Here is a 12,465-nt window from a genome sequence, read left to right as displayed (position 1 = left end):
GATTCCATGTTCCCCCGAGCCGCCGCGCCGCGACCTGCGACACCACGGCCGCACCCGGGATGATTGGGCCGTGGACGGCACGGGACGAGGTCCGCCGCGCTTACGCTGTGACCAGCGTCACCGCAAGATTTGAACTTCTCCACAACAGACGCGGGTCGCGCCGCGATCGCCCTGCTCCCGCCAGCTTCAACCATGATGATCAATGTCATTTCCCCCGTCGGGCCGGGGTGGACGGTCCCGGCAAACCCGTGCCATGCTCACCTTTGGTGAGCAAACCTTTGAGATGTCAGCATCAGAAACCGGGGACCACTGATGGGCAGTGTAAACGATAGGCTGGCGGGGCAATCTGGTTGGACCGGCGGAAATCTATTTCCTGATATACACGACCGGCCGCCTTCGGCGGGAGCCGGGCGATCTCCGTTGCGCACCGAGATCGCGGCGCCGACCGGCACGCTCGATCCCGACCTCCAAATCGTGCTGATAATCCCCGACGACATTCGTCGATACAGTGTCGAGGGAATGTTTCATTCGCTCGACCTCCCAGTGACGGCACAACTCATCACGGATATCGGCGATCTCTCGACATTCTGCAACGCCCAGCTGATCATTTCCTGCGGCATTGCGCTTGAGCCCGTCTGTGAGAAGATCGCAGAGAAGCTGCGCGCTCACCACGTGCATGTACTGATCCTGGTGGATTCCGGGGACATTGTCGAGCCATCCTGGATCGATCACGCGAACGGTTTCCTCGACTGGACGGATCTGCGCCCCGAGACCCTGCGCGAAGCGATCCTCGACGTGGCGGCCGGACGATTCCATGTGTCGGCAAGCCTGGCGCGCCGATCGGTGACGGCGCCCGACCAGACCGGCGACGCCACCTCGCAGCGCGCGTCGATGGTCGCCCTGACGGCACGCGAACAGCAAGTGCTCCGCCTGATCGCCGAGGGGCAAAGCAACCGGCAGGTCGCCCGATCGCTGAGCATCTCCGAACACGGCGTCAAACGCGCGGTCGGCATCATTCTGGCCAAGCTCAACTGCCCCAATCGGACCCTCGCGGTCGTCCGTGCCATCGAGCTGAAGCTCCTCACCGTCTGAGGCACTGACCAACGGACTGGTCCGAAAATAATCGGCGTACGGAGGGGTCGCCGCACGCCCGGCGCGGGCGCCCGTGTTGCTCCGATCGACGGCTCGGACATCAACGGGTGCCGAGTGAGTCGAGCCAGCGGCGGAGGTGCGCGGCGGTCGCCGGCGCCCGGTCCTCGATGATCGAGAAGTGGTCCGCCTCAACGTGGGCCGCCGGACCACGGTGTTGCCAGCCGGGGACAGGGGCGGCGTCGCCGAAGCCGCTCAGCGCCGCGGTGGCCCGCAGGTTCAGCGTCGGCGCGGCGATCGGCTCGGCCGCGCGCTCGGGATAGATCCGCACGTAGCCGCCCATGGCGACCAGGCCGTGGTCGTCGACGGGGGTCAGGGCGTTGTCCCGGGTCAGGATCTGCCCCAGCGCGTCGGTGAGCACCCGGAGGTTGAGCTCGTGGTCCTCCGGGGAGTAGGTGTCGATCATCGCGACGCCCGCGAGCTCGGCGCCGTCGTCCTCGATCCGCCGGGCGACCGCGTGGGCGATCGCACCGCCGGCCGAATAGCCGACGAGCGCCACCGGGCCGCGCTCGAGCTCCGCCGCGACCGCCGCGGCGAGGCTCTCGATCGCCGCCGCCCAGGTCGCCGGCAGGTCGTCGCCCGCGTGCAGGCCAGGCAGCCGCAACGCGCTGACCTGCCACTCGCCGCCGAGCTCGCGCGCCAGGCGGGCGAACTGGTGCGGGCCCGATCCCGCCAGGAACGAGGGGATGCCGATCAGCGCCGGTGCTGCGGCGCCGCGCGCCAACAGCTGCACGGCCGGGCGCCGGGCGGCGGCCTCGCCGGCAGGGTAAGTGGTCATCAGGGCCGAGCCCGCGATCAGCAGGGGCATCGCCCCGGCCAGCTCGCCGCGGCGATGCGCCGCGGCGACCAGGTCGGTGATCGTGCCGCGCACGCCGGCCGGTGCCGGTCCGGCCCCGCCGAGGTCGGCTTCCCCGATCCGCGATCCCACCAGTTTCGCCACGTCGGCGGCGGTCGCGTGGTCGAAGATCAGCGTCGATGGCAACGTCAGCCCGGTCAGCCGGGCGAGCCGGTTGCGGAACTCGACGGCGCCGAGGGAGTCGAAGCCGAGCTCGGTGAACGGCGCGTCCGGGTCGATCGCGTCGCCGGACCGGTGGCCGAGAACCGCCGCGGCGACCTCGCGCACCTCGCGCAGGATCACCCCGTCACGCTCGACATCGGGCAGTGCGGCCAGCCGCCGTGCCAGGCTGACCTCGGTGCCGGCGGCGGCCAGGGGAACCCGGACCAGGCCGCGCAGCACCGCGGGCAGGGTGCCGCTGCGCGCCCGGGTGGTGAGCACCGCCGTGTCCAGCAGCGCCGTCACCGGTGTCGCCCGATCGGTCGCGAGCGCGTTGTCGAACAGCGCCATCCCGGCCTCCGGGTCGATCGGGATCAGGCCCAGCCTGGCCCGGATCTGGCGGGCGTACTGCCCCGCGCCGTCGCCGGCGAGGATCCCTGCCATGCCGACGGTCCACAGTCCCCAGGCCAGGGAGTGCGCGGGCAGCCCCGCACCGCGCCGCACACGGGCCAGCGCGTCCAGCACGCTGTTCGCGGCGGCGTAGTTGCCCTGTCCCTGCCCGCCGAGCAGCGGCGCCGCCGACGAGAACAGCACGAACGCCGACAGGTCTCGATCGCGGGTCAGCTCGTGCAGGTGCAGCGCGGCGTCGACCTTCGGCGCCAGCACCCGTGTCGTCCGCGCGGCCGTGAGGGTGTCGAGCGTGCCGTCGTCCAGGACGCCCGCCGCGTGGATGACAGCGGTCAGCGGGGCGTCGGCCTCGATGCCGGCCAGCAGGGCCCGGACCTCGGTGCGTTCGGCGACGTCGCAGGCCACGACCCGGACCTGAGCGCCGAGGCCGGTCAGCTCGGCGACCAGGTCGGCGGCGCCGTCCGCGGCGGCACCGCGCCGCGATACCAGCAGCAGCCGTCGTACGCCGCGCGCCGCGACCAGGTGCCGGGCGACGATGCCGCCGATGCCACCGGTGCCACCGGTGATGAGCACCGTGCCGTAGCCGAACGACGGTGGCTTGCCCGGTTCGGCGGCGGGCAGCGGCTGCAGGCGGGGTGCCAGGAACCTGCCCTCGCGAACGGCCACGTGCGGTTCGTCCCGGGCCAAGGCACCGGCGAGCGCCTTGATCGGCAGGGCGTCGCCGTCGTGGTCGATGAGCAGGAATCGGCCCGGATGCTCGGACTGGGCGCTGCGCACCAGGCCCGCCACGGCGGCTCCGACCAGATCGGGGTTCTCGCCCGGCAGCCCGGCGGCCGTGCGCGTCATGATCGCGAGCCGGCCGGGATGTCCGGCGCCGATCCAGCCCTGCAGCAGTGCGAGCGCTGTCAGCACTCCGGCGTGGATATCCGCCGCGCCGCCACCGGTTTCGCAGGGCGCCGGCCAGACCACCGTCCCGGGAAATTCCGGCAGCGCGGCGAGCTCCGCGAGATCGGCACAGCAGGCCGGGGGCTCCGGGGCCGCGAGGGTCGCCGGGTCGCCGAGCACGACGACGCGCCCGGCGTCCGCCGTGGACACGGCGGGCACTGCCACCCATTCGAGGTCGAACAGCGGCGCCGCGCCACGCAGCCGGGCCAGCGCCTGCGGCTCGATCGGGCGGACGCGCACCGACTCCATGCTCAGCACGAGGGCACCGGCCGGGTCGACCGCGTCCACGCGCAGGGTGTCCGGCGCGATGCGGGCGATACGGACACGCAGCGCATCCGCGCCGGACCGGACCAGTTGGACGCCGTCGAAGGCGACAGGCAGGTGCACGCCATCGGCGAGGAGGTCGGCGGCGGCGTGTAAGACCGCGTCCAGCAGGGCCGGATGCAGTCCGAAGGCGGTGGCGCGCGCCGCGGTATCGGTGTCGAGCACCAGGTCGGCAAAGGTTTCCTCGCCACGCGACCATACGGCGCGGACGCTCTGGAACGCCGGGCCGTACCCGAAGCCAAGCTCGCCGAGCGCGCGGTACATCTGCCGGCCGTCGACCGGTTCGCCGGCAAACGGAGGCCACACCTGGGACCAGTCGGCCGCTGTGGTCGGCTCGGCGGGCGTGAGCAGGCCGCGGGCATGCGGCACCCAGGCATCGGCGGCGCGGGCGTGCACAACCACGGTGCGGTTCCCGTCGGCATCGGGTTCGCCCACGGCGACCTGAAGGTCGGCGCCGCCGTCGGCCGGGAGCACCAGCGGCGCCGCGAGCACCAGCTCCGCCAGGCGCGGGACGCCGAGCCGGGCACCGGCGGCCAGCGCCAGCTCCACGAATCCGGTACCCGGCAGCACCACCGTGCAGAAGACCGCGTGGTCGGCGAGCCAAGGGTGCGTGCGCAGCGAGAGCCGGCCGATGAACAGCCACTCGTCCTTGCCGGCGACCTGCACCTGGGCGTGCAGCAGCGGATGGTCGACGGCGTCGGCACCGGCGAGCGGCGCGGGGGCCTCCGCGGGCAGCAGCCAGAATCGTTCGTGCTGGAAGGGATAGGTCGGCAAGGTGATCCGTGCCTGCGGCCGAGCTCCGAAGTAGTCCGCCCACCGCACCGGCCGGCCCGCGCAGTGCGCGGTAGCCAGCGCGGCGACCAGCTGCTCGGGCTCGGCGACCGTACGCCGGGACGCTGCGACCACCGACGCGCCGGCAGTGGGGTCCGTCGCCAGGGCGGCGCGGGTCATCGGCGTCAACACCGCGTCCGGGCCCAGCTCGACGAAGAGGCGCACACCCGAGTCGAGCAGCGACCGCACCGCCGGGGTGAAGCGCACCGCCTCGCGCACCTGCCGCACCCAATACCCCGGCGTATCCACCGCCTCGCCGGTGAGCGTGCCGGAAACCGTGGAGCACAAGGGGATTCGCGGCTCGTGATAGGTCAGGCCCGCGGCGATCTCCGCGAACTCGGTCAGCATCGGATCCATCAAGGCGGAGTGGAACGCGTGGCTCACCCGCAGCCGGCTCATCTTGACGCCCGCGGTCATCAGCGTCGACTCGAGCGCCGACACCGCCTCGTCGTCTCCGGAGAAGACCACCGCGTCGGGAGCGTTCACGGCCGCCAGCGAGATCGTTCCCGCCGGATATGTCGCCAGGAGCAGTTCCAGCGCCCGCTCCTCCGACACCGCGGCGGCAAGCATCGCTCCCCCGGCCGGCAGCGCACCCATCAACCGGCCACGGGCCGCGACGAGGCGGCAGGCGTCCGGCAACGACCACACGCCGGCCACGTAGGCCGCGGCCAGCTCGCCGATCGAGTGGCCGGCCACCGCGTCCGGCGTCAGACCCAGCGACTCGACCAGGCGATACAACGCCACCTCGAACGCGAACAGCGCGGGCTGGATGTACTCGGTGCGGTCCAGCAGAGTCCCGGCGGTCGCGCCGAACATCACGTCCCGCAGCGAATGCCCTACGTACCCGTCGAATTGCGCGCACACCTCGTCGAGCGCGGCCGCGAAAGCCGGGAACTCCCGGTACAGGCCGGCGCCCATCCCGATTCGCTGCGCGCCCTGACCGGTGAACAGGAACGCTGTCGTACCGGCTGGGTCTGCGCCGTCGACGACGCCCGGTCCCGGCTCGTCGGCGGCCACCCGGGCCAGGCCCGCCAGCAGCGCCTCCCGGTCCGCGCCCACGACGGCGGCGCGCCGCTCGAGCCGCGCACGGTGCAGCGCCAGTGTCGCCGCGACGTCGGTCAGGTCGAGCTCCGGACGTTCGTGCAGCGCGTCGTGGAGGCGGCGCGCCTGGGCCCGCAGCGCGGCGGTCGTCCGCGCGGACAGCAGCAGCGGCAGGGCGGCGGGCCGCGGTGGCTCGGCCGGCCGCGGCACGACCGCGGGCGCCTCCTCGAGGATTACGTGCGCGTTGGTTCCGCTGATCCCGAAAGACGACACTGCCGCCCGGCGCGGACGCTCGCCCACCGGCCACGGCTCGGCCCTGGTCAGGATCCGGACGGCGCCCGCCGACCACGGCACGTGCGGCGACGGCGCGTCGACGTGCAAGGTGGGCGGCAGCGTCTCGTGCCGCAGCGCCTGCACCATCTTGATCACGCCGCCGACGCCGGCGGCCGCCTGGGTGTGCCCGATGTTCGACTTCAGCGATCCGATCCGCAGCGGCTCGGCGCGGTCCTGCCCGTACGCGTTGATCAGCGCCTGCGCCTCGATCGGGTCACCCAGCGTCGTGCCGGTGCCGTGCGCCTCCACCGCGTCGACGTCGGCCGCGGCCACCCCGGCATTGGCCAGCGCCTGCGCGATCACCCGCTCCTGGGACGGACCGTTCGGCGCGGTCAGTCCGTTGCTGGCGCCGTCCTGATTGATCGCGCTTCCGCGGATCACGGCCAGCACCGGCCGCCCGTGGCGCCTTGCATCGGACAACCGCTCGAGGGCGAGCAGGCCGACGCCCTCGGCCCACGCGACGCCGTCCGCGGCACTCGAGAACGCCTTGCACCGCCCGTCCGGTGACAGCGCCCGCTGCCGGGAGAACTCCAGGAACAGCATCGGGGTCGACATGACCGTCACCCCACCGGCCAGGACCAGCGACGTCTCCCCGGCGCGCAGTGCCTGCATCGCCAGGTGCAGGGCCACCAGCGACGACGAACAGGCCGTGTCCACCGTCACCGCGGGGCCTTCCAGCCCGAGGGCGTACGACACCCGGCCGGAGACGACGCTGCCGCCCGATCCGGTCGCCAGATAGCCGTCGGCGGCACCGTCGGCGGCGTCACGCGCCAAGTAGCCGTAGTCCTGGTACATGACGCCCGCGTACACCCCGGTGTCGCTGCCCCGCAGCGAGGCCGGGTCGATGCCGGCGTCTTCGAGCGCTTCCCAGGACGCCTCAAGCAGCAGCCGCTGCTGCGGGTCCATCGCCGCCGCCTCGCGGGGTCCGATGCCGAAGAAGGCGGCATCGAAGTCACCGGCGGCGTCCAGGAACCCGCCTTCCCGGGTGTAGATCTTGCCGGGCCGGCCAGGGTCGGCGTCGTACAGCTGGTCGGGGTCCCAGCCGCGGTCGCCCGGGATCGGGGTGATCGCGTCGACGCGACCGGCGATCAGTTCCCAGAGCTGCTCGGCATTCTCGACACCGCCGGGATACCGGCAGCTCATGCCGACGATCGCGATCGGCTCGTCGGCCGTGGCCCGGGACCTGGCCGAGGCGGGACGCGGTGGCGCCGGCGCCGAACCATCGACCCGGGTACGCAGGAAGCCCGCGACAGCGGCCGGGGTCGGATAGTCGAACACCAGCGTTGACGGCAGCTGAACACCGGTGGCGGCGGTCACCCGGTTGCGGAACTCGACGCCGCCGAGCGAGTCGAGGCCCAGGTCGGCGAACGGCGTCCCGGGGTCGATCGCCTCGGCCGACGCGTGGCCGAGCACCGCGGCGGCTATGGCGCGGACCTCACCGCGGATCAGCGCCTCCCACTGCTCGGCGGGGGCGTCGAGCAACCGTTGACGCAACGGGCCGTCGGCGACCCGGGCGCGCGACGGCACCTGGATCAGGCCGCGCAGCACCGCCGGCAGCGTGCCGAGCCGGCCCAGCGCGGTGAGGGCGGGCATGTCGAGCAGCGCGGTCATCGGCGCCGGTTCGTCGCTGGTCAGGGCGCTGTCAAACAGCTGCATGCCCGTGTCCGGCTCGATCGGGGACAAGCCGAGACGCGTACGGATCTGGCGCGCCAGATGGTCGCCGCCCGCGTCGTTCAACGCCTCGGCCATGCCGCGCTTCCACAGGCCCCAGGCCAGCGACTGCGCGGGCAGACCGGCGCTGCGGCGTGCCCGGGCGAGCGCGTCCAGCGCCGCGTTCGCGGCCGCGTAGTTGCCCTGACCCTGCCCGCCAAGCAGCGGCCCGGCCGAGGAGAACAGCACGAACGCCGACAGGTCCAGGTCGCGGGTGAGCTCGTGCAGGTGCCAGGCGGCGTCGACCTTCGGGGCGAGCACCCGGTCCACCTGCTCGGCGGTCAACGTGGCGACGGTGCCGTCGTCGGACACACCCGCGGTGTGCACGACCGCGGTCAGCCGCTCGTGCGCCGGCACGGATCTCAGCAGCTCGGCGACGGCGGCGCGATCGCTGACATCGCAGGCGGCGACGCGTACGCCGGCGCCCAGCGCGGTCAGCTCGGCGACCAGTTCCGCGACGCCGGGCGCGGCGGAGCCGCGACGCGAGGCGAGCAGCAGCCGGCGCACCCCGTGCCGGATGACCAGGTGGCGTGCGGTGACGGCGCCCAACCCGCCGGCCCCGCCGGTGATCAGGACCGTGCCGCCGCCGAAGGGCTCGCCGGCCGGTTCGGCCGTGGCCGTCGCCGTACGCGTCAGCCGCGGTGCCAGCATGGCGCCGTCGCGGATCGCGAGCTGCGGTTCGTCCGTGGCGGCCGCGGCGGCGATCCGCTGCCGCAGGTCCGCGTGGTCGTCGTCGATGACGTCGACCTGCACGATCCGCCCCGGATGTTCCGACTGTGCGCTGCGGACCAGGCCGCGGACAGCCGCCGCAGCGAGGTCGGGCGTCTCACCGGGCAGGCCGGCTCCGTTGCGGGTCAGCACGATCAGCGTCGAGTCGGCGCGGCCCGGTTCGGCGAGCCAGTTGCGCAGGACCGCGAGGGCGTCGCGCACGGCGGTGCGGACAGCGGAAGGGACGTCGGCGCCGTCCGCTGCCTTCTCGGGCAACCAGACGACTGCCACGCCCGAAGGGTCCGCGACATCCCGGAACGTCTCGACGCAACCGGCGACGGGGCGGCCCAGTGCGACCAGTTGCCGGTCCGGCACCGCCGCGGGTGCCGGCACCGGCGTCCAGTCGAGCGCGTAGAGCGGGCTGTGGGCACCGGCGAGGGCGCGCGCGTCCGCGGGGCGGGCGAGCACGGCGTCGATCGACAGCACCGCGGCGCCGGTGGCGTCGCAGGCGTCGATGCGTACCTTCAAGGGACCCGAGCGGACGATGCGGGCGCGGACCGCGGTGGCGCCGGGCCTGAACACGCGGACGCCGCCGAAGGAGAACGGAAGCGGCAGCCGGCCGTCGGGCAGGCCGTCGGCGAGCCCCTCGATGGCGGCGTGGAACGTCGCGTCCAGCAGCGCCGGATGCACCTTGAAGCCGGCCGTCGTCTCGTCCAGGGCCACCTCGGCGAACACGTCGTCACCGCTGGTCCAGGCGGCGCGCACGTCCTGAAAGGCCGGGCCGTAGCCGAATCCGAGGTCGGCGAGCCGGTCGTACAGATGCTTTCCGTCGATCGGCGTGGCGTCAGCCGGCGGCCATGCGGGGTCGGTCCAGTCCGGCGTCACGCCGTCGGCGGGGGCGAGGGTGCCGGTGGCGTGCGGCGTCCAGTGCGGCTCGCCCTGGTCGCGGGAGTGGATCGAGAGGCGCCGGCGGCCGGTGTGGTCGGGCTCGGTCACCGAGATCTGCACGTCCACGGCGGCGGTGCCGTCGAACAGCAGCGGCGTCTCCAGAACGAGTTCGTCCACGACGGGCAGTTCCAGGCGGCTGCCCACGGCCAGGGCAAGATCGACGAACCCGGTGCCGGGCAGCAGCACCGTTCCGAAGGCGGTGTGGTCGGCGATCCACGGCTGGTCGGTGGTGGAGAGCCTGCCGCTGAAAAGCCATTCGTCGCGACCGGCGAGCGACGCGGCGACGCGCAGCAGCGGATGGTCGAGTGCGGCGAGTCCTGCGCGGCCCAGGTCACCGAGCGCACCGTCCTCGGGCCGCACCCAGTGACGCCGACGCTGGAAGGCGTAGAAGGGCAGGTCGAGGTGGGCGACCGGTCGTCCCGGCGACAGCGGGGCCCAGTTGACGGCGAGGCCCGAGCAGTGGGCGGCGGCGAGCAGCCGCAGGAGCTGGTCGACCTCGTCGAGGTTGCGCCGGGCCGCCGCCGCGACCAGTGAACGGGAAGCCTCCTCGTCGGTCAGGGTCTGGCGGGTCAGCGCCGCCAGCACCGCGTCCGGACCCACCTCGATGAACCGGCGCACGTCGGCGTCGGCGAGCGACCGCACCGCCGGGGCGAACCGTACGGCCTCGCGCACCTGCCTCACCCAGTACCGCGGCGTCAGCAGTTCGAGACCGACCAGTGCACCGGACACCGTGGAGCACACGCCGATCCTCGGCGCGTGGTACGCCACCGACGCGGCGACCCGCTCGTATTCGGCCAGCATCGGCTCCATCAGCGCCGAATGGAAGGCGTGGGAAACCGTCAGGCGGGTCGTCTTCACGCCCTCGCCCGCCAGCCGGTGCTCCAGGGCGGCGATCGCCGCGTTCCCGCCCGAGAACACCGTCGCCGCGGGGGCGTTCACGGCCGCCAACGAGACCGTCCCCGCCTCGAGCAGTGCGAGGGCCCGCTCCTCCGGCACCGCGGCGGCGAGCATCGCTCCCCCGGCCGGCAGCGACCCCATCAATCGACCCCGGGCGGCGACCAGCCGGCACGCATCCGGCAACGACCACACACCGGCCACATAGGCCGCCGCCAGCTCACCGATCGAATGTCCCGCCACCACATCCGGCGTCACGCCGAACGACTCCAGGAGGCGGTACATCGCCACCTCGAACGCGAACAACGCGGGCTGCGTGAACTCCGTCCGATCAAGCGAGGCCATCGCGAACATGACTTCGCGCAGCGGCACGCCCAGCAGGGCGTCGAACTCCGCGCACACCTCGTCGAGGGCTGCGGCGAACACCGGGAACGCCGCGGTCAACTCCGCGCCCATGCCAACGCGTTGCGCGCCCTGACCGGTGAACAGGAAGGCCGTCTCGCCGGTAGTGGCGGGACCCGACACGACGTGCGGGGACGCCGAGCCCGCGGCCAGGGCCGTGAGGCCGGCGAGCAGACCGGCCCGGTCTACGCCGAGCACCGCGCCGCGCCGGTCCAGCTGGGCGCGCGCGCCGATCAGGGCGGCGGCGACATCGGTGTCGTCCGCCTCGGGGTGGTCGGTGAGCCAGGCCAGCAGCCGGCTCGCCTGGGCCCGGAGCGCGATCTCCGACCTGGCCGAGAGCAACCAGGGCACCGGCGGGCCCGGCTCCGGCTGTGGCGCGACAGCCTGATCCCGCGGCGCCTCTTCGAGGATCACGTGCGCGTTGGTCCCGCTGATCCCGAAGGAGGACACACCGGTACGCCGCGGACGATCGAGCTCCGGCCACCGCTGGGCCCGCGTCAGCAGTCGCACCATGCCCGCCGACCAGTCGACCTCGGGCGTCGGCTCGTCCACGTGCAGGGTCGACGGCATGACGCCCGCGCGCATCGCCAGGACCATCTTGATCACGCCGGCGACGCCCGCCGCGGCCTGCGTGTGACCGATGTTCGATTTGACTGAGCCCAACCACAGCGGGTTGTCGTCCCCACGAGCCTGGCCGTACGTGGCCAGCAGCGCCTGCGCTTCGATCGGATCGCCGAGCCGGGTTCCCGTACCGTGCGCCTCTACCACGTCCACCTCGGACGCCGACAAGCGGGCATTGGCCAGCGCGGCGTGAATGACCCGCTCCTGCGACGGGCCGTTCGGCGCGGTCAGCTGGCTGCTCGCACCGTCCTGGTTCACCGCGGAACCCCGAACCACCGCCAGCACCCGATGCCCGTTGCGCTGCGCGTCGGACAGCCGTTCGAGCACCAGCACCCCGACGCCCTCGGCCCAGCCGGTGCCGTCCGCCGACGACGAGAACGCCCTGCACCGACCGTCCGGCGACAATCCACGCTGCCGGGAGAACTCCACGAACGTGCCGGGTGTCGCCATGACCGTCACGCCGCCGGCGAGCGCCATCGTGCACTCACCCTGACGCAGCGACTGAGCGGCGAGGTGCAAAGCGACCAATGAGGACGAACACGCGGTGTCGATCGTCACCGCCGGCCCCTCCAACCCGAACGTGTAGGCCAGCCGGCCCGACGCGACGCTGCCCGCGCTTCCGGTCAGCAGGTAGCCCTCGAAGACCTCGGGCGCATCCGGGGTCCGGGAGCCGTAGTCGTCGTACATGACGCCCATGTACACGCCGGTGCGGGTGCCGCGCAGCGCGGTCGGGTCGATCCCGGCCTGCTCGAAGGACTCCCACGCGGTCTCCAGCAGCAACCGCTGCTGAGGATCCATCGCCGCCGCCTCGCGCGGGCTGATGCCGAAGAACTCGGCGTCGAACCGGTCCGCGTCGTACAGGAAACCGCCTTCGCGGGTGTACGAGGTCCCGAGACGGTCGGGGTCCGGGTCGTACAGGCTGTCCAGGTCCCAGTCGCGGCCGTCGGGGAAGGTGCCGACCACGTCGCGTCCGGCGCTCAGCAGCTCCCAGAAGTCGTCCGGGGTCGCGACGCCACCCGGCAGCCGGCAGGCCATGCCGACGATCGCGATCGGCTCGTAGGCGCGCTCCTCCAGGTCCTGGACGTGCTGACGGCTTTCCCGCAGCTCGAACATCGTTCGCTTGAGGTAGTCGCGCAGCTTCTGCTCGTTGTCCATGT

Annotated in this window: 1 protein-coding gene and 1 pseudogene; one reads left to right on the top strand and one right to left on the bottom strand. The window is 73.0% G+C overall.

Going from position 1 to position 12,465, the window contains the following annotated elements:
• The first annotated feature begins 420 nt into the window (after window positions 1-420).
• Complete coding sequence (locus tag SNR22_RS08965; protein WP_320066038.1) at window positions 421-1,092, top strand: response regulator transcription factor; 672 nt, start codon at window positions 421-423, stop codon at window positions 1,090-1,092.
• A gap of 136 nt (window positions 1,093-1,228) precedes the next feature.
• Here the strand turns inward: SNR22_RS08965 and SNR22_RS08960 are convergent.
• A pseudogene (locus SNR22_RS08960) lies at window positions 1,229-12,463 on the bottom strand (SDR family NAD(P)-dependent oxidoreductase); the annotation flags it as partial.
• Window positions 12,464-12,465 lie beyond the last annotated feature (2 nt).

This window comes from Micromonospora sp. RTGN7, from assembly GCF_033804645.1.
Taxonomy (GTDB): Bacteria; Actinomycetota; Actinomycetes; order Mycobacteriales; family Micromonosporaceae; genus Micromonospora.
The sequence above is the reverse complement of the archived record's forward strand: the minus strand, read 5'-3'. Positions and strand labels throughout refer to the sequence as shown.